This is a genomic window from Mesorhizobium sp. L103C131B0, from assembly GCF_000502275.1.
Lineage (GTDB): Bacteria > Pseudomonadota > Alphaproteobacteria > Rhizobiales > Rhizobiaceae > Mesorhizobium.
Genome location: NZ_AYXC01000021.1, coordinates 17,242 through 35,672, shown reverse-complemented (window position 1 = coordinate 35,672; position 18,431 = coordinate 17,242). Strand labels below are relative to the sequence as shown.

Below are 18,431 nucleotides of genomic sequence, written 5' to 3'. Positions count from 1 at the left end.
TTGCTGCAACGCGGCGAGGGTTAGCGCAGGGCTTTCAGCGAAGCAAGTCAAACCTTGTTCAAAAGACAGTGCTGGACGGCAGGCCGGGAAAAACTGGTCCGATCTCCTCCTGTTTGATTTCCTTCATCTTTCACTCCACTTTTGTCTCCTGACACATCTCCCGCCATTTGCCTGCTAGCATGACCGGAATCGCCGGCTAAAGTCGGGAAAATGGTTCGAGGCAAGACACTTTGACGAAGGACAAAATCTCACTCCCCGCGGCCAGGCGCATCGCGCTCGCCGCGCAAGGATTTCTCGATCCCCGCCCGGTCGGCACGCCCGATCGCCGCCACCTCGCCCGCGTGCTGTCGCGCACCGGCCTGCTGCAGATCGATTCCGTCAGCGCCGTGGTGCGCGCCCACTATATGCCGCTCTATTCGCGCCTTGGCCCCTACCCGCTGGCTTTGCTCGACAATGCGGCCATCACCCGCAAACGCACGGTGTTCGAATACTGGGCGCATGAGGCCTCGTTCCTGCCGGTCGAGACCTACCCGCTGATGCGCTGGCGCATGCAGCGCGCTGAAAGCGGCGACGAAATGTATCTCGGCCTCGCCAAATGGGGCCGCGAGCACGCCGCCTATATCGAAGAGATCTACCGCGCGGTCGCCGAGCGCGGCCCGATCGCCGCTTCGGCACTGGAAGGCCAGAAAGGTTCGGGCGGCTGGTGGGGCTGGAGCCACGCCAAGCACGCCTTCGAATGGCTGTTCTGGGCCGGACGCATCACCACGGCGCACCGCCGTGGCTTCGAGCGTTTCTACGACCTGCCCGAGCGCGTGCTGCCGCAGGCGATCCTCGATCTGCCGGTGCCGGCGGCCGAGGACGCGCACCGCGAATTGCTGCGCATTTCCGCCCGCGCCCACGGCATCGCGACGTCGGGTGACCTGCGCGATTATTTCCGCTTGTCGCCAGCCGACATGAAGGGCCGGTTGGAGGAACTGGTTGAGATGGGCGAGTTGCTGCCGGTAAACGTCGAAGGCTGGGACAAGCCGGCTTACCTCTATAAGGACGCCCGTCTGCCGCGAAAGATCGAGGCCCGCGCGCTACTGGCGCCCTTCGATCCGGTGGTCTTCGAGCGCTCGCGCACCGAGCGCCTGTTCGATTTCCACTACCGCATCGAGATCTACACGCCGGCCGAAAAGCGCCAATATGGCTACTACGTGCTGCCCTTCCTGCTCCGCGACCGGATCGTCGCCCGCGTCGATCTCAAGGCCGACCGGCCTGCGAGTGTCTTACGCGTCCACGCCGCCTATGCCGAAGCAGGCGCACCGCCTGAGACCACCGCACAGCTTTTCGAGGAACTAAAGGAGATGCAGGGCTGGCTTGGCCTTGAGCGCATCGAAGTGACGCCGGCCGGCAATCTGGGGCCGGCATTGGCTAGCGAGAGAGATGGCCAACCCTTGCAGCGTCTGTCATAGACGCCTCAATAAGCCTCGTAGGTTGTGCAATGGCATCGGACAAAGTGCTCGACATGATCCATGGCGCCCTCATTGCGCATGGAATAGATGCAGTCCGCAGAGATAGGGACGTCATGCTCCAATCGAAGCAGCTTCGGTTTGAGGCTGAGGTGTTCGAGACGAGTTCTGACCGGCTGGTCCTGGAAATCTACATTTTTTCTCCGCTGCTTGATGTTCAGCCGGTCATTGAATCCTTTGCTGGCTTCGGCGACACGCGCGAACAGGAACTGAACCAGGCGTTTGAAAAGTTTCTCCGTGGTGTTTTCCATGTGGCCATTGAGGGACTGGCCGATCACGTCTGCGAGAACATGCAGGCCGAAATAGAGCTTTGGCAGCGAAGCAGCGCCAGTTGGAAGATCTGGCGAAAAGATGCCCGCTGGAAAATCTATAGCGGCCCGGTCATTTCCCAGGCCACAACCGAGCTATGCTCGCTGACACCAGGCTATCCAGCATTCTATGCCAAGCTGGAAAAGCTGTTCACAGCTTCGGTACCCCCCGGAAGCCATTTTGTCCGGACCTTTCTGGCAGGCTTGAAGGGCACGCTGATTAGTGCCGAAGTCCTTCTGGACAACGCGGTTTGGCATGAGGGACAGAATCTGGCTGTCGGTCATGACTGGGACTATAGCGATGGCTATCAAGCTATCCGACAGGTCATCCTGGCACTGCCGGAAGCCGGGACATGACAGCCCCTGCCGACATCGCCATGTCGTAGCCGTGCGTTGACACCGCCGCCCGCAAAAGCCTAAATCCGCTGCAGACGGTCCCCTGCCCGCAACGGCAAGGGCCAAGAGGGAATGCGGTGCGGGATTTCGGTCCCAAATCCGCGGCTGTCCCCGCAACTGTAAGCGACGAGCCAAGGCCGAAAGCCACTGGGTAACACCGGGAAGGCGGCTAACCAAGGCGACGACCCGCGAGCCAGGAGACCTGCCGTCTGAGACAAAGTATCCGATCGCCTGGCGGGTTTCCGGGCAAGGAGCACGGTTTTTGGACCAGAACAGCAGTTTTTCGGCTGGCACAGCGGACATTGCGTCCGGGGACAACGACGCCCTGACCGGCGTGACCGTCATCGTCTGCGCCTCCTGCCGCGATGAGACCGGTTCCGACGCCCATCCGCGCGCCGGCGAATTGCTGGCTGAGGACACACGCCGCGCCGCTGCCGGCGATATCCGGGTCCGCACCGCCGAATGTCTCGGCAATTGCAAGCGCCGCCTCAGCGCCGCGATCCTGCGCGATGGCTGCTGGAGCTATGTTTTCGGCGATCTGACCGCAACCAGCGGCGCCGACCTCGTTACCGGCGCAAAGCTCTTCGCGACTTCGGCCGACGGCCTCATCCCGTGGCGCGGCCGGCCCGATAGCCTCAAGCGCGGCCTCGTTGCCCGCATCCCACCCCTCGACATGCTGAAGGACTGACGATGAACGCTTCAAACCCGGCCGCCAACCTCTCCCGTGTTCCCTGCACTGTCGTTACAGGCTTCCTCGGCGCCGGCAAGACGACGCTGGTCCGCCATCTCCTGGAAAATGCCGGCGGCAAGCGCATCGCCATCATCGTCAACGAGTTCGGCGACATCGGCATCGACGGGGAAATCCTGAAAGGCTGCGGCATCGACACCTGCCCCGAGGAAAACATCGTCGAACTGGCCAATGGCTGCATCTGCTGTACAGTCGCCGACGATTTCGTGCCCGCCCTCGACAAGATCCTCGCGCTGACACCGAGGGTCGACCACATCCTGATCGAGACCTCGGGCCTCGCTCTGCCCAAGCCGCTGGTCCAGGCGTTCCAGTGGCCAAGCGTGAAGAGCCGGGTGACCGTCGATGGCGTCATCGCCGTGGTCGACGGCCCGGCGCTGGCCGAAGGCCGCGTCGCCAACGACATGGACGCGTTGCAGGCACAGCGCGCTCAGGACGAAACGCTCGACCACGACGATCCGGTCGAAGAAGTCTTCGAGGACCAGATCGCCTGCGCCGACCTGATCATCCTGTCGAAAAGCGATTTGATGGATTCAGCCGGTTCGGCCCGCGCCAACGCCATCATCAATGAGCATTCCGCTCGCGGGGTAAAAATCGTGCCGACTGCGCATGGCAAGGTCGACCCGTCGGTGCTGCTTGGCCTCGGTCTCGCCGTCGAAGACGACATCGAGAACCGCAAGTCGCATCACGACGGCGCTTTCGATCATGAGCATGACGATTTCGACACCTTCATCGTCGACATCCCCTCGATCGCCAATCCCGACGACCTGGCCAAGCGCGTCGCCACCGCCGCCGAACAGGAAAACGTGTTGCGTGTAAAAGGCTTCGTCGATGTCGGCGGCAAGCCGATGCGGCTTTTGCTGCAGGCCGTCGGCCCACGCGTCAACCATTACTATGACCGCGCCTGGACGGCCGAGGACGATCGCCGCTCGCGTCTCGTCGTCATTGGCCTGAAGGGGCTGAACCGTCCGGCGATCGAGCGTATACTCGCCGGTTGATCTCAGGCACGAGCCGCGATGCATATACTCGCCACGACCTCCGCCTCGCTCGACGATCTCGCCGAGCCAGTTGATCTCCGGCAGACGCCGGCGGATATCGTGGCGCTGTCCTTCACCGACAGCGACCTCGCCGGCCTCGCGGCGGCCTGGAAGGCCGATGCCGTCCGCCTGCCGTCGATGCGGCTGGCGGCGCTGCGCGACCTGCGCCATCCCATGTCCGTGGACCTCTGGATCGACAGCGTCGCCCGCCACGCCAAGGTGATTTTGGTGCGCATCCTCGGCGGCTACGACTGGTGGCGCTATGGCTGCGACCAGCTTGCCGCGACTGCCCGTGCGAACGGCATCAAGCTGGCGCTGCTGCCGGGCGAGAGCCACGACGAGGATCTCAGGCTGATCGAAGCCTCTACGCTGCCGCGCGAGGAGCTGGACGGCCTGCTGGGCTATTTCCGCGAGGGCGGGCCGGAGAATATGGCAGCGCTGATGCAGCGGCTGGCGGGGTTGGCTGGGCAGGATGCGGCGGCGGCTGAGCCGGTCAGCGTGCCGAAAGCCGGGTTTTATGAGCCTGGCTGCGGCGTGGTCGAATTTGCCGATGTCGGCGTTCCGTCACACCCCCCTCTGTCCTGCCGGACATCTCCCCCTCAAGGGGGGAGATCAGCCGTCACCACAGCCGGCTCCTCTTCGGCCCCGTTGAACAGGAAGCTGTCTGGGTCATCTAAGATTGGCGAAACCGTTGACGACAGATCAATCTCCCCCCTTGCGGGGGAGATGTCCGGCAGGACAGAGGGGGGTGGGCGGGAACTCGGCGCAGACAACATCAACTCTCCCATCATCCCCATCCTCTTCTACCGCTCGATGCTGCTGGCCGCCGATGTCGCGCCAATCGATGCCCTCTTTGCTGCACTCCGCCAGCGCGGCATGAGACCGGTCCCGATCTTCGTCTCCAGCCTCAAAGACCCGACCTCCCTGGCCTTCGTCGAAACTGCTCTGGCCGCGCTCAACCCCGCCGCCATCATCACCGCAACCGCCTTCGCATCCGGCGCCGAACCGGGCGTCGAAACCTTGTTCGACCGCGCCGGCGTGCCTGTCTTCCAGGTCATCGTGGCCACCACCCGCCGCGACGTCTGGGACAACAACCAGCGCGGCCTGGCGCCCGCCGACCTCGCCATGCATGTCGTGCTGCCCGAACTCGACGGCCGCATCCTCGCCGGCGCGATTTCCTTCAAGGGCGAGAGCGAGACCGACCCGGCGCTCGGCCACCGCGCCTTCGCCAACCGCCCGGAACCGGATCGCGTGGCGCAAGTGGCGGACAGGCTAGCGGCGTTCACACGGTTGCAGCAGACGCCCCGCGCGACGCGTAAGTTGGCGATCCTCATTCCGGACTATCCGAGCGCGCCCGGCCGCACTGGCTATGCAGTGGGCCTGGATGTGCCGTCCAGCGTGCTGGCCATGCTGCATGACCTGAAGGAGCAGGGCTATCGCGTTGACGGGATTCCAGAAACGCCGCGTGCGCTGCTGGACGCGTTGGAGCGGAGCGATGGTGGGCTGGGGCTGGATGAGTATCTGGACTTCTCAAAGGATTTGCCGGCTGAGGCACTGGCTGCAGTCGAGGCGGCATGGGGCGTCCCTTCACCCTCCCCCTTGTGGGGAGGGTCGGCGNCGGGCCACCCTCCCCACAAGGGGGAGGGTAAGAGCGGCTTCCCCTTCCGCGCCGCCACCTTCGGCAACATCACTGTCGCTCTCGCCCCCGACCGTGGCCGCTCGGCCGACCGCCGCGCCGATTACCACGACCCGACGCTCCCTCCCCGCCACGACCTCATCGCCTTCGGCCTGTGGCTGCGCAAATCGCTCCGCATCCATGCTCTCATCCATGTCGGCGCTCATGGCACGCTGGAATGGCTGCCCGGCAAGACGGTAGCGCTCTCACAAAACTGCTTCCCCGAGATCGTCACCGGCTCGTTGCCCGTCATTTACCCCTTCATCGTCTCCAATCCCGGCGAAGCGGCGCAGGCGAAGCGGCGTATCGCCGCCGTCACGCTTGGCCATCTGCCGCCGCCGCTGACCGGTGCCGGCCTAGACGAAGGGCAGCACAAGCTCGAACGCCTCGTCGACGAATATGCCCAGGCCGACGGCCTCGACCGCCGCCGCCGCGATCGTCTGGCCAAGCTGATCGTCGACACGGCGCAAAAGACCGGCTTCGCCTCCGAAGCCGGCGTCGCCGGAACCGATGCGCCCGACGAGGCGCTGCGCCGCATCGACGCCTGGCTCTGCGACCTCAAGGATTTCGCCATCAAGGACGGCCTGCATATTTACGGCCGCGCGCCAGACGACGAACCCGACGCCATGCGCCGGCAAAGCGCCGAAGCCGAGAAGGCCGCGCTGCTGGCGGCGCTCGACGGCCGCCACGTCAAGGCCGGCCCGGCCGGGGCGCCTGCGCGTGGCCGCTCCGACGTGCTGCCCACCGGCCGCAATCTCTTCACCTCCGATCCGCGCACCATGCCGACGCCGACCGCCTATGATCTGGGCCGATCGGCGGCGGAAGAGGTCGTGCGCGGCTATATGCAGTCACATGGCGACTGGCCGCGTTCTCTGGTCATCGACCTCTGGGGCTCGGCCTCGCTGCGCACCGGGGGCGAGGAGATCGCGCAAGGCCTGGCGCTGATGGGCTGCCGGCCGCAATGGGATTCGGCCACCGGCCGCATCACCGGCATCGAAGTGCTGCCGCCGGCCACGCTCGGCCGCCCGCGCGTCGATGTCACCTGGCGGATTTCGGGTCTGTTCCGCGACATGTTCCCGACCCAGATCGCGCTGATCGACGCCGCTGCCAACGCCGTTGCCGCACGCGACGAGGACGATTCGGAAAACCCGCTCGCCGCCAGAACCCGTGCCGATGGCAAGATCGGCCCGCGCATCTTCGGCACCTCGCCCGGCACCTACGGCGCCGGCGTCGAGGACCTGTTGTCGAGTGGCGACTGGGCCGCGCGCGAAGAGATCGGCCGCGCCTATCTCGATGCGACATCGCATGCCTATGGCGGCGCCGAGGGCGAAGGCATCGCCTCCCCCGGCGCTTTCGAGACCCGCATCGCCGAGGCCGATCTGCTCGTCCACACCGGCGACGATCCCGGCCGCGATATTCTCGAGGGCTCCGCCGATGTCGCCTTCATCGGCGGCTTTTCGGCCGCCCTTGCGGCATTGGGCCGAAATGCCGACGTCATCGTGCTCGACACCACCGATCCGCTGAAGCCCAAGCCGCGCTCGGTCGGCGAGGCGGTATCGCGGGTGGTGCGGGCGCGTGCGGTCAATGCCCGCTTTATAGCCGGTCAGATGCGGCACGGCCCGCGCGGCGCATCGGAATTCGCCGAGACGGTCGATCGCCTCATCGGCTTTGCCGAAACCACGCACGCCATTTCAGGCGCGCTGATCGAGGCCGTGTATGATGCCTATGTCGGTGCTCCCGATGTCCGCGCCTTCATCCTGCGCGAAAACCCGGCCGCAGCCAAAGTCATCGCCGAACGCTTCCTGTCGGCACGGCGGCGCGGTCTCTGGCATCCCCTGCGCAACTCGATAGACGATGATCTCGCGGCCCTCATCGCCGAGGCCGAGTGGCTCGGGGTCGCGGCATGAACGCCTTCTCGCGCCGCGGCGCCTGTCCGGCTCTCTCGGCGCCGATGCAGACCGGCGATGGCCTGCTGGTGCGGCTCAACCCGGTTGCGGGAGGGCTTTCCCCCAGGTCGCTGATCGGACTCTGCGAATCCGCCTTGAAGCACGGCAACGGCATCATGGAAGTGACCGCACGAGGCAGCCTGCAGATACGCGGGCTGACAGCGGAAAGTGCGGTGCTGTTGGCGGCGGAGGTCGATGCACTGGGGATTGCAGTGCGTACCGGCGTGCCGGTCGAGACCGGGCCGCTGGCCGGCATCGATCCACGGGAGATTGCCGATCCGCGAGCTTTGGCTGAGCCGGTCAGGGCTGCGGTCGAGGAAGCTGGGCTGACGCCAAGGCTCGGGCCGAAGGTTTCGGTGGTTGTCGATGGCGGCGGGCAGTTGACGATGGATGGGGTGACGGCCGATGTCAGGCTGAAGGCGGTGGGGGACGGCGGTAACGTTCTGTGGACTGTATCTGTCGCGATTGACGGCCAAAGCGCGAGACTGCTTGCGACGGTTGGGGACGATGCAGCGCGCGATATCACTGTCGCTGCTCTTCGAATGGTTGCAGAGAAGGGCCGCGACGCCCATGCAAAGGATTTGTCGGAGAGGCAATTGGCATCTCTTGCCGATTGGCTATGTTTGACAAGTTTGCGCGAGGCGCCCCCCTCTGTCCTGCCGGACATCTCCCCCTCAAGGGGGGAGATCAGCAGGGTCGCCGGCGGCTCTCCACTTTCAACGCTGAAAATTGGCGAAATCGCCCACGAAGACGCAATCTCCCCCCAAGCGGGGGAGATGTCCGGCAGGACAGAGGGGGGTGTGCAGGATCGCCGGCCTATCGGTCTTTTCCCCTTATCCAACGACACCACCGCTCTCGGCATAGCCCTCCCCTATGGCAGCATGCCGGCCGAAAAACTCATCGCCCTCGCCCAAAGCGCCCTGTCCCTCGGCACCGCCGAAATCCGCCTCGCACCCGGCCGCGCCTTGCTGTTCCTCGGCCAACCACCAGCCGCGAACCCCCTCCTCCAAACCACCGCCGCCGCCCTCGGCTTCGTCACCACCGCCGCCGACCCGCGCACCCGCATCGCCGCTTGCCCCGGCACCCCTGCGTGTGCCTCCGGCCGCATCGCCACGCGCGACATCGCCGAGACAATCGCCGCCGAAAACGCTGATATCCTCGACTTCACACTGCACATTTCCGGTTGCGCCAAGGGCTGCGCTCACCCCGGCTCTACCGCGCTAACAATCGTCGGCGGCGAAAACGGAGCCGGACTTGTCGTGAACGCGACGGCAAAGGCCCTTCCTGCGGGCTACAGGCCGGGCTATGACGCCGCACGCGGCGTCAGTCGCGTCGCGGCGATGATCCGCAGCGCACGATTTCAGGGCGAAACCGCCGCCGCTTGCCTGACAAGGCTCGGGCCGGCGGCAATCGCCGAAAGCTACCGACAGGAATAAGCATGGCCGCCTACTATTACATCCATGACGGCAACGCCATCTATGAGCGCTCTTTTGCCATCATCCGCGCCGAGGCAGATTTGTCCCGCTTTTCCGAGGCCGAGGCCGACGTTGCCATCCGCATGATCCATGCCTGCGGCCAGGTCGAAGCATCAAGTCATTTTGTCTTCTCCAGCGATTTCGTCGCCGCCGCCCGCAGCGCTTTGGCGGCCGGCGCACCGATCTTCTGCGATGCCGAAATGGTCTCGCATGGNTTTCGTCGCCGCCGCCCGCAGCGCTTTGGCGGCCGGCGCACCGATCTTCTGCGATGCCGAAATGGTCTCGCATGGCGTCACCCGCGCCAGGCTGCCGGCCGGCAATGAGGTGATCTGCACCTTGCGCGACCCGCGCACGCACGACATCGCCAAGCAGATCGGCAACACCCGCTCGGCCGCCGCGATCGACCTCTGGGGCGAACGCATGGCCGGTTCGGTCGTGGCCATCGGCAATGCGCCGACAGCGCTCTTCTATCTCCTGGAAAAGCTGCGCGATGGCGCGCCGAAACCGGCCGCCATCATCGGCATGCCGGTCGGCTTCGTCGGTGCCGCCGAATCCAAGGATGCGCTGGCCGAGAATTCCTATGGCGTACCCTACGCCATCGTGCGCGGCAGGCTTGGCGGCAGCGCCATGACTGCAGCCGCGCTCAATTCGCTGGCGAGGCCCGGCCTGTGAACGCAGCTGTCAAAGAAGATCTGGCAAAAGGCCGCCTCGTCGGCGTCGGCACCGGTCCCGGCGATCCCGAACTCTTGACGCTGAAAGCCGCGCGCGTCCTGGCCGAGGCCGATGTCGTTGCCTATTTCGCCAAGCGCGGCAACAACAGCAACGCGCGCGCCATCGTCGAGGCGCGTTTCCGGCCGGATATGCTGGAACTGCCGCTTCTCTATCCCGTCACCACCGAGATCGACAAGGATCACGACGACTACCGTTCGCAGATCACCGATTTCTACGAGGAGTCGGCCGAGAAGGTCGCCGAACACCTCGAAGCCGGCCGCATGGTCGCCGTGCTCTCCGAAGGCGACCCGCTGTTCTACGGCTCCTACATGCACCTGCATGTCCGCCTCGCCCATCGCTTCCCGACCGAAGTCATCCCCGGCGTCACCGCCATGTCGGGCTGCTGGTCGCAGACCGGCGTGCCGATCGTCCAGGGCGACGATGTGCTGACGGTTTTGCCCGGCACGATGAGCGAATTCGAACTGACACGCCGTCTCGCCGACACCGATGCCGCCGTCATCATGAAGGTCGGCCGCAACCTGCCCAAGATCAGGCGGGCGCTGGAGGCCACCGGCAAGCTCGCCCGCGCCGTCTATGTCGAGCGCGGCACCATGGCCGGCAGCATCACGATGAGGCTTGCCGACAAGCCGGACGACAAGGCGCCCTATTTCGCCATCGTGCTGGTTGCCGGCTGGTCCGGCCGGCCTGGCGTCATGGGAGCCAAGCCATGAGCGGCCGCCTCACCGTCATCGGCCTTGGGCCCGGCAATGCCGATCAAGTGACGCCGCAAGCCAGCCGCGCCGTCGCCGAGGCAAAGTTCTTCTATGGCTACAAGCCTTATCTCGACCGGCTGGAGCTGCGCCCGGACCAGACCCGCGTCGCCTCGGATAATCGCGAGGAACTCGCCCGCTCCAAGGACGCGCTGGTCAAGGCCGCCGAGGGCCATGACGTCGCCGTCGTTTCCGGCGGCGATCCCGGCGTCTTTGCCATGGCCGCCGCGGTCTGTGAGGCGATCGAGGCCGGTCCGGCCGAGTGGCGCGCGGTCGATGTCGCCGTCGTGCCGGGCATCACTGCGATGCTGGCTGTCGCCGCCCGCATCGGCGCCCCGCTCGGCCATGATTTCTGCGCCATCTCGCTATCCGACAATCTCAAACCGTGGGAGCTGATCGAACTGCGCCTGCTCGCTGCCGCCGGCGCCGGCTTCGTCATCGCGCTCTACAATCCGATCAGCAAGGCGCGCCCTTGGCAGCTCGGCCGTGCCTTCGAATGCCTGCGCGCCATCCTGCCCGGCACCACGCCGGTCATCTTCGGCCGCGCCGCCGGCCGCCCGGACGAGCGCATCGAGGTTTTTCTGTTGGCCGATGTCGAGGCGGAAAGGGCCGACATGGCGACCTGCATCATCATCGGCTCGCCGGAGACAAGGATCATCAAGCGCGGTGACAAACCGGCGCTGGTCTACACACCGCGTTCCGCGACGGGGTCGAGACCATGATCGATCATCGCGGCCAATGCTTCGACAGTTTCGGCCGACGGCACCTCCGGCAGGATGGGCCTGCGCACCATCACCACCTCGATACCGAGCGCCCGCGCCGCCGCGATCTTGCCGTAGGTGGCCTCGCCGCCGCTGTTCTTGGATACGACGACATCGATGCGGTGCTCCTCGAGCAGCGCGCGTTCATCCGCCTCGCGAAACGGCCCACGCGCCAGCAGGTAGGTCGCATCAGGCACCGCCAGTTTCGGCTCGACCGGATCGACGCTGCGGACAAGGTAATGATGCTGCGGCGCCGCCTCGAAAGCCGCGACCTCCTGCCGGCCGAGCGCCAGGAAGGCACGGCGCGGCGGCGACCCAAGCGCGTGCACCGCATCGCCTGTCATATCGACCTGCGTCCAGCGGTCGCCATCTATCGGCTCCCAGCCAGGGCGGCGCAAAGCAAGGATCGGCACAACCGAAGTGCGCGCGGCTTGCGCCGCATTGGCGGAAATTCGCGCGGCATAGGGATGCGTCGCGTCGATCAGCAGATCGGTTCGCGTCTCCCTGAGATAGGCGGCCAACCCTTCACTGCCGCCAAATCCGCCGCTGCGCACCGGCACGCCTTGCGCCACCGGGCTTTCGGTGCGGCCGGCCAGCGACAGAGTGACAGACAGATCGCTCCGCGCGGCCAGCTTTCCCGCCAGGTGCCGGGCTTCGCTGGTGCCGCCAAGGATCAGAATGCGGTGGGTCATCATGCCTGCTGAGAGTAAGCGCGGCGCCAAGCCGAAATGGCTGACGGTGATCGGCATCGGCGAGGACGGTTTAGCGGGTCTCGGCGACGAGGCCAAGCGGCTGATCGCCGAGGCCGAATTCGTCTTCGGCGGCAAGCGGCATCTGGCGCTGGTGGCCTCCCTGGCCAAGGGCGAGGCGCGCGCCTGGCCGGTTCCTTTCGATGCCGGCATGGCAGACGTGCTGGCGCTGGCCGGCCGGCAGGTCTGCGTGCTCGCCTCCGGCGATCCGTTCTTCCATGGTGTCGGCGCTACGCTTGCCCGCAAGGTGAAGCCTGGGCAAATGCATGTTATCCCCGCGCCGTCAGCGACTTCGCTGGCCGCCGCACGGCTCGGCTGGGCGTTGCAGGACATCGAGACCGTCTCGCTGCATGGAAGGCCGCTCGACCTGATCCGGCCGCTGCTGCAGCCCAGGGCGCGCATCCTGGCGCTGACATCAGACGGCGATGCACCAGCGACAATAGCGCGCCTGCTCGTAGAGCTCGACTTCGGCGGTTCGCGGCTGACCGTTCTGGAAGCGCTGGGCGGACCGAACGAGAAGCTTCGCTCGGCACGTGCCGACGCTTTCGATCTCAGAGACATCAATCCGCTCAACGTGCTGGCGCTTGAGCTTGAATCGACACAAGAGGCCCGCATCCTGCCGCTGAGCGTTGGCCGCGCCGACCATCTGTTCGAGCATGACGGCCAGATCACCAAGCACGACATCCGCGCCATGACGCTTGCGGCGCTGGCGCCGAGGCGTGGCGAATTGCTGTGGGACATCGGCGCCGGTTCCGGCTCCATCGGCATCGAATGGATGCTCGCTCACCCCTCGATGCGCGCCATCGCCATCGAGGCCAACAGCGACCGCGCCGCCCGCATCGTCCGCAACGCCGCGCATTGCGGCGTGCCCGGTCTTGTCGTGGTGGAAGGGTCGGCGCCCAAGGCACTGGCCGGGCTGGACACGCCGGATGCGATCTTCATCGGCGGAGGTGGCAGCGACGCCGGCGTACTGAACGCCGCCATCAAGGCGCTGCCATCCCGTGGCCGTCTCGTTGCCAATGCGGTGACGCTGGAGATGGAGGCGCTGCTTCTCGCGGAGCACATCAAGCGCGGCGGCGACCTTACCCGCATCACCATTTCCCGCGCTTCTCCTGTCGGTTCGATGCAGGCCTGGCGCCCGGCCATGCCGGTCACCCAGTGGAGCTGGGTGAAGCCATGATGGTGGCGGGCATCGGCAGCCGGAAGGGCGTGAGCGTCGAAGACGTGCTCGCGGCGATCGAAACCGCCCTCGAAGCGCACGGGCTGGCGAAAACGGCGCTGTCGGCCTTGGCGACCGCCGCGCTCAAGAAAGACGAAGAACCGATCTCTGCCGCTGGCCGCACGCTCAACCTTCCCGTCATCATCGTTGATGACGCAGCACTTCAGGCCGTCTCGTCGGAGGCACTCAGCAAATCCGATCTCTCGCAGGATCTCGCCGGCACGCCCTCCGTCTCAGAAGCCTCCGCCCTTGCCGTTGCCGGCCCCGGTGCAAAGCTGCTTGGTCCACGCACCGTGCTCGGCCCGGTCACCTGCGCCATCGCCATCAGCGGAGACGCGCCATGACCGTGCATTTCATCGGCGCCGGTCCCGGCGCCGCCGACCTCATCACACTGCGCGGCGCCAAGCTGCTGGCAAGCTGCCCGGTCTGTCTGCATGCCGGCTCGATCGTCGCGCCGGAATTGCTGCAACACTGCGCACCGGGGACCAAACTGATCGATACGGCGCCGATGTCACTCGACGAAATCGAGGTCGAATATGTGACAGCGCACCAGGCCGGCCACGATGTCGCCCGCCTGCATTCCGGCGACCTCTCGGTGTGGAGCGCCGTGGCCGAGCAGATCCGCCGGCTGGAAAAACACGGCATTCCTTACACGCTGACGCCGGGCGTTCCCTCTTTCGCCGCCGCAGCCGCAGCCCTTCGCCGCGAACTGACCATTCCCGAGGTGGCGCAAAGCCTGGTGCTGACCCGCGTCTCCGGCCGCGCCTCGAAAATGCCGCCGGGCGAAACGCTGGCCGGCTTCGGCCGCACCGGCGCCACACTGGCCATTCATCTCGCCATCCACGCCATCGATCGCGTCGTCGCCGAATTGTCGCCGCATTATGGCGGCGATTGCCCGGTGGCGATCGTCTTTCGCGCTTCATGGCCGGACGAGCGCGTGCTGACCGGCACGCTAGCGACCATCGAGGCGCTGCTCGCCGCCGATCCCATGGAGCGCACGGCGATCATCTTCGTCGGCCGCTCGCTGGCAGCGGAAGGTTTTGGCGAGAGTTCATTGTACGACGCCCACTACCAGCGGCGTTTTCGCGGGCGGGACGGATTGTGAGCGGCAAGACCAAAAGCGAAAACCCGATGCTCGAACAGGCGCTTGCACGGCTGAACTTCAAGCCGCGCCGGCTTGAGCCGGGCCATGTCTGGCTGGCCGGCGCCGGTCCCGGCGATCCCGGCTGCCTGACGCTGGAAGTGCTGGCGGCATTGGCCGAGGCCGACGCTGTGGTCTATGACGCGCTGGTCTCCTCTGACGTTGTCGCCGTTGCGGACAATGCCCAGCTGTTCTTTGCGGGAAAGCGCGGCGGCAAGCCGTCGATGAAGCAGGACGACATCACCGCTTTGCTGGTGCGGCTGGCACGCGAGGGCCGCCGCGTCGTCCGGCTGAAGGGCGGCGATCCCTATATTTTCGGCCGCGGCGGCGAAGAGGCGCTGGCGCTGGCGCGCGAAAAAATCCCTTTCCGCGTCATGCCCGGCCTGACATCGGGGCTGAGCGCGCTGGCCGCCACCGGCATTCCCGCAACCATGCGCGGCATCAACAAGGCGATCATCCTGGCGACAGGTCATGCCGCCGGCACAGATGACGATCTCGACTGGGGCGCGATCGCCCGCACCGGCCAGCCGGTGGTCATCTATATGGGCATGGCCAATCTGCCTGTTATCGCCGCGTCGCTGCTCGAAGGCGGGCTGGCGCCGTCGACGCCGGCGGCTGTCATCGTTTCGGCGACGACACCGCAGGAGCGGACCGTCGTCGCGACACTCGCCACCATTTCCGAAGCGGCCGCCGCGGCGGAATTGGCCTCGCCGGCCCTCATTGTCGTCGGCGGCATCGTCGCCATGCGCGCAGCACTGGCGGGTAACGCATGACCCGCGCCATCATCATCGGCGCGCCGCGTTCCGGCTCCGGCAAGACCAGCGTCACCATCGGCATTTTGCGCGCGCTCGTCCGGCGCGGCATCAAGGTGCGCGGCGCCAAGTCCGGCCCCGACTATATCGATCCGGGTTTTCATACCGCCGCCACCGGTCTGTCCGGCGTCAACCTGGACAGCTGGGCGATGTCGCCTGACCTGCTCAACGCGTTGGCCGGCAATGCCACCGAGGACGCCGATTTTATCTTCCTCGAAAGCGCCATGGGCCTGTTCGACGGCATCCCGGCCGGACAAGGCCGCACCGGCTCGGCCGCCGATCTGGCGCGGCTCTACCACCTGCCGGTGCTTTTGGTGCTCGACGTCTCGGGACAGTCGACGACGGCGGCCGCCGTCGCGAAGGGTTTTGCCACCTACGACCCGGATGTGCGCATGGCCGGAATCGTGCTCAACCGTCTCGGCAGCGAGCGCCACCGCAAGCTGTGCAGCGAGGCGATCGAAACGCTCGGCCTGCCGGTCGTCGGCGCCATCCTGCGCGATCCCACGCTCAATTTGCCGGAGCGCCATCTCGGCCTCGTCCAGGCCGGCGAATATGCCGACCTGATGACGCATCTCGACCGCCTCGCCGACATGGTCGAGAAATCCCTCGACCTTGACGCCATCATGGCGCTGGCCGCGCCGTTTTCGCCGGCATCAGGCAGTTTCGAACATGCCTTGCAGCCGCCCGGCCAGCGCATCGCACTCGCCGAAGATGCCGCTTTCACCTTCCTCTATCCGCACGTCGCCGCCCACTGGCGTCAGGCCGGCGCCGAGATCGTGCCGTTCTCGCCGCTCGCCGACGAAGCACCGGCGCAGGATTGCGATGTCTGCTGGCTGCCCGGCGGCTATCCCGAGCTTCACGCCGGCCGCCTCGCGGCGGCGACCAATTTCCGAGCTGGCATGGCAAGGTTTGCCGAGACCAAACCCATCCATGGCGAGTGCGGCGGCTTCATGGTGCTGGGCGAAGCGCTGGAGGACGCGGCCGGCGAGACGCACGCCATGCTTGGCCTGCTCGGCCATTCCACCAGCTTTGCCAAGCGCAAGATGAACCTCGGCTACCGCGAGGCACGCCTGCGCGCCGCCTGTCCGCTGGGGCCGCAAGGCGCGCTGATCCGTGGCCATGAATTCCACTATGCGCAGATGATCGCCACCGGCAATGATGAGCCGCTGGCCGACCTCGCCGACGGCCAGGGCAATCCACTCGGCGCCTCCGGCTATCGCCGCGGCCATGTGAGCGGCACCTTCTTCCACGCCATTGCGAGGGGCGCATGACCTCCGTGCCCTCGCCCCGGCAAGCGCTCGACGACGCCGCGCTTTGCCTCGTCTTCTTCACCCGCCTGCCGCTGCCGGTCTTCGACCTTCGTGGCCGCAGCCTGGCCGATGCGATCTGGGCGGCGCCTGTCGCCGGCCTCGCCGTCGCTTTGGTCGGCGCTGTCGTCTACGCTATCGGGATTAAGCTCGGCCTCGCCGCCGGTCCGGCGGCCGCCCTTGCGCTTGCAGCAACCCTGCTCGCCACGGGCTGCCTGCATGAGGATGGGCTGTCGGATGTCGCAGATGGCTTTGGCGGCGGCAAGACGCGCGATAAAAAACTGGAGATCATGCGCGACAGCCGCATCGGCGCCTATGGCGCAGCAGCTCTTGGCCTGTCGATGCTCATCCGCTGGAGCGCGCTGTGGCAACTGGCCAATCCGACAGGCGTGCTCTTCGCGCTGATCGCCGCCAACGCCGCATCGCGCGGCCTGCTCGGCGCGTTCATGCATCTGGCGCCGGCGGCGCGCAGTGACGGCCTGTCTGCCGGCGCCGGGACCGTCTCGACCCAGACAGCTGTTCTCGGCGCCGTGCTCGGCGCCATCCCGCTTCTGACCCTGGGGCTCGGCGGCGCCTTTGCCGCACTGATCCTGCTCGCTCTCGTGTTCAGCGCCTTGCGCGCGCTCTGCCTCAACCAGATCGGCGGCCACACCGGCGACACGATCGGCGCCCTGCAGCAGCTGGGCGAGATCACTGTCCTGCTCGTCGCTTCCGTTTCCCTGTCCTGATTCTTCCCCGGAGATTCCTTCCCCATGCCCTTCAAATCATTCGACCAACTGCGCGCCGCCTGTCTCGATCTGCCTGCCGGCAGCGATACCGCCGCCAATGCCGTCGCCCGCCGCCAGGACACGCTGACCAAGCCGCATGGCAGCCTGGGCCGGCTGGAAACCCTCGCCGCCTGGCTGGCGCGCTGGCAGGGCCGCGACATGCCGAAACTCGATCGCGTCAAAGTCTTCGTATTCGCCGGCAATCACGGCGTCACCGCGCAGGGCGTGTCGGCCTTCCCGTCGGAAGTGACCGTGCAGATGGTGGCGAATTTTGCCGGCGGCGGCGCCGCCATCAACCAGCTTGCCCGCATCGCCGGCGCGGAACTCGACGTCATCCCGCTCGATCTCGATCATCCGACCGGCGACTTCACTGACGTGCCGGCAATGGACGAAAAAAACTACCTCGCCGCCGTTTCGGCCGGCTATGACGCGGTGACGAACGACCTCGACCTCGTCTGTTTCGGCGAGATGGGCATCGGCAACACCACGCCGGCGGCCGCCATCTCGACCGCCCTGTTCGGCGGCGGCGCTGAAAAATGGACCGGGCGCGGCACCGGCGTCGACGATGCCGGGCTGAAGCGCAAGGTCACCGCCATTGAATCCGGCCTCAAGCGCCATGCCGACGCGCTGTCCGACCCGCTGAAGATCGCCGCCGCCCTTGGCGGCCGCGAACTCGCCGCCATCTTCGGCGCCACGCTCGCCGCTCGCCGCAAGAACGTCCCGGTGCTGCTCGACGGCTTCGTCTGCACGGCAGCGGCAGCGCCCCTGGCGCGACTGCACCCCTCAGGCCTCGCCCACACCATCGCCGCCCATGTCTCGGCCGAATCCGGCCACCGCCGCCTGCTCGAAGCGCTCGGCCTGCCGCCGCTGCTCGACCTCGGCATGCGGCTCGGCGAAGGCTCCGGCGCCTGCCTCGCCGTCAACATCGTCCGCTCGGCACTGGAATGCCATGCGAGGATGGCGAGTTTTGCCGAGGCTGGCGTGTCAGAGAAGTAGCTAGAGCGATTTGACGGGAGGGCGCCGGCCCGAACCTTCACTGACCATCGTCGGGCCGGTCACTGGCATTCCAGGCTGGTGGCTCGAACAGCACGGCCGCTGAAA

The 18,431-nt window shown here is 66.4% G+C and carries 16 protein-coding genes, 1 pseudogene and 1 riboswitch; of the genes and pseudogenes, 16 read left to right on the top strand and 1 reads right to left on the bottom strand.

Annotation, left to right across the window (positions count from 1 at the left end):
• Nucleotides 1-230 precede the first annotated feature (230 nt).
• The 9 genes and pseudogenes from X730_RS139820 to X730_RS139855 all read left to right on the top strand — a co-directional run bounded on the left by X730_RS139820 (nt 231) and on the right by X730_RS139855 (nt 11,296).
• Nucleotides 231-1,454 carry a winged helix-turn-helix domain-containing protein gene (locus X730_RS139820; RefSeq protein WP_023827333.1) on the top strand — a complete coding sequence of 408 codons (1,224 nt, stop codon included), beginning with the start codon at nt 231-233 and terminating at the stop codon, nt 1,452-1,454.
• A gap of 29 nt (nt 1,455-1,483) precedes the next feature.
• A complete protein-coding gene (locus X730_RS139825; RefSeq protein WP_023690307.1) occupies nt 1,484-2,176 on the top strand; it encodes a DUF6348 family protein in 693 nt (230 codons plus the stop codon).
• Nucleotides 2,177-2,234: 58 nt separating this feature from the next.
• Nucleotides 2,235-2,440: riboswitch (cobalamin riboswitch) on the top strand.
• A gap of 37 nt (nt 2,441-2,477) precedes the next feature.
• The gene (locus X730_RS139830; protein ID WP_023700378.1) at nt 2,478-2,903 is read left to right on the top strand and encodes a DUF1636 family protein; all 426 of its coding nucleotides are present in this window, start codon (nt 2,478-2,480) and stop codon (nt 2,901-2,903) included.
• 2 nt (nt 2,904-2,905) lie between these two features.
• Nucleotides 2,906-3,958, top strand: a complete 1,053-nt coding sequence (gene cobW, locus X730_RS139835) for a cobalamin biosynthesis protein CobW (RefSeq protein ID WP_023827332.1) — start codon at nt 2,906-2,908, stop codon at nt 3,956-3,958.
• Nucleotides 3,959-3,976: 18 nt separating this feature from the next.
• Nucleotides 3,977-7,579, top strand: coding sequence for a cobaltochelatase subunit CobN (gene cobN, locus X730_RS139840; RefSeq protein WP_023827331.1), 3,603 nt, complete (start codon nt 3,977-3,979; stop codon nt 7,577-7,579).
• Nucleotides 7,576-9,054, top strand: a complete 1,479-nt coding sequence (gene cobG, locus X730_RS139845) for a precorrin-3B synthase (RefSeq protein ID WP_023827330.1) — start codon at nt 7,576-7,578, stop codon at nt 9,052-9,054. The genes cobN and cobG overlap by 4 nt, the downstream gene beginning before the upstream one ends.
• Before the next feature lie 2 nt (nt 9,055-9,056).
• Nucleotides 9,057-9,765: pseudogene (locus tag X730_RS01000000164800) on the top strand (precorrin-8X methylmutase).
• A complete protein-coding gene (locus X730_RS139850) occupies nt 9,762-10,535 on the top strand; it encodes a precorrin-2 C(20)-methyltransferase (RefSeq protein ID WP_031197313.1) in 774 nt (257 codons plus the stop codon). Before X730_RS01000000164800 ends, X730_RS139850 begins: the two are co-directional and overlap by 4 nt.
• Nucleotides 10,532-11,296: a precorrin-3B C(17)-methyltransferase gene (locus X730_RS139855; protein WP_023685186.1), complete on the top strand. Its 765-nt coding sequence runs from the start codon at nt 10,532-10,534 to the stop codon at nt 11,294-11,296. The genes X730_RS139850 and X730_RS139855 overlap by 4 nt, the downstream gene beginning before the upstream one ends.
• On the opposite strand, the gene X730_RS139860 is transcribed toward X730_RS139855, so the two are convergent.
• Nucleotides 11,260-12,027, bottom strand: coding sequence for a cobalt-precorrin-6A reductase (locus tag X730_RS139860; protein ID WP_023827329.1), 768 nt, complete (start codon nt 12,025-12,027; stop codon nt 11,260-11,262). The two genes, X730_RS139855 and X730_RS139860, sit on opposite strands and share 37 nt — an antisense overlap.
• Before the next feature lies 1 nt (nt 12,028).
• Here X730_RS139860 and X730_RS139865 point away from each other — a divergent pair, with 1 nt between their 5' ends.
• From X730_RS139865 to cobT, 7 genes are read left to right on the top strand one after another with little or no spacing between them, the layout of a single operon-like run.
• Nucleotides 12,029-13,264 carry a bifunctional cobalt-precorrin-7 (C(5))-methyltransferase/cobalt-precorrin-6B (C(15))-methyltransferase gene (locus tag X730_RS139865; protein WP_023827328.1) on the top strand — a complete coding sequence of 412 codons (1,236 nt, stop codon included), beginning with the start codon at nt 12,029-12,031 and terminating at the stop codon, nt 13,262-13,264.
• Nucleotides 13,261-13,647: a cobalamin biosynthesis protein gene (locus X730_RS139870; protein WP_023822155.1), complete on the top strand. Its 387-nt coding sequence runs from the start codon at nt 13,261-13,263 to the stop codon at nt 13,645-13,647. The genes X730_RS139865 and X730_RS139870 overlap by 4 nt, the downstream gene beginning before the upstream one ends.
• Nucleotides 13,644-14,408 (top strand): precorrin-4 C(11)-methyltransferase, encoded by a 765-nt coding sequence (gene cobM, locus X730_RS139875; protein ID WP_023690316.1) that lies wholly within the window; start codon nt 13,644-13,646, stop codon nt 14,406-14,408. Before X730_RS139870 ends, cobM begins: the two co-directional genes overlap by 4 nt.
• Nucleotides 14,405-15,217, top strand: a complete 813-nt coding sequence (gene cobA / locus X730_RS139880) for a uroporphyrinogen-III C-methyltransferase (protein WP_023827327.1) — start codon at nt 14,405-14,407, stop codon at nt 15,215-15,217. Before cobM ends, cobA begins: the two co-directional genes overlap by 4 nt.
• Nucleotides 15,214-16,527 carry a cobyrinate a,c-diamide synthase gene (locus tag X730_RS139885; protein WP_023827326.1) on the top strand — a complete coding sequence of 438 codons (1,314 nt, stop codon included), beginning with the start codon at nt 15,214-15,216 and terminating at the stop codon, nt 16,525-16,527. The genes cobA and X730_RS139885 overlap by 4 nt, the downstream gene beginning before the upstream one ends.
• Nucleotides 16,524-17,291: an adenosylcobinamide-GDP ribazoletransferase gene (locus X730_RS139890; RefSeq protein ID WP_031197312.1), complete on the top strand. Its 768-nt coding sequence runs from the start codon at nt 16,524-16,526 to the stop codon at nt 17,289-17,291. Before X730_RS139885 ends, X730_RS139890 begins: the two co-directional genes overlap by 4 nt.
• A 24-nt stretch (nt 17,292-17,315) precedes the next feature.
• A complete protein-coding gene (cobT, locus tag X730_RS139895) occupies nt 17,316-18,326 on the top strand; it encodes a nicotinate-nucleotide--dimethylbenzimidazole phosphoribosyltransferase (protein WP_023827324.1) in 1,011 nt (336 codons plus the stop codon).
• The last annotated feature ends 105 nt before the right edge of the window (nt 18,327-18,431 follow it).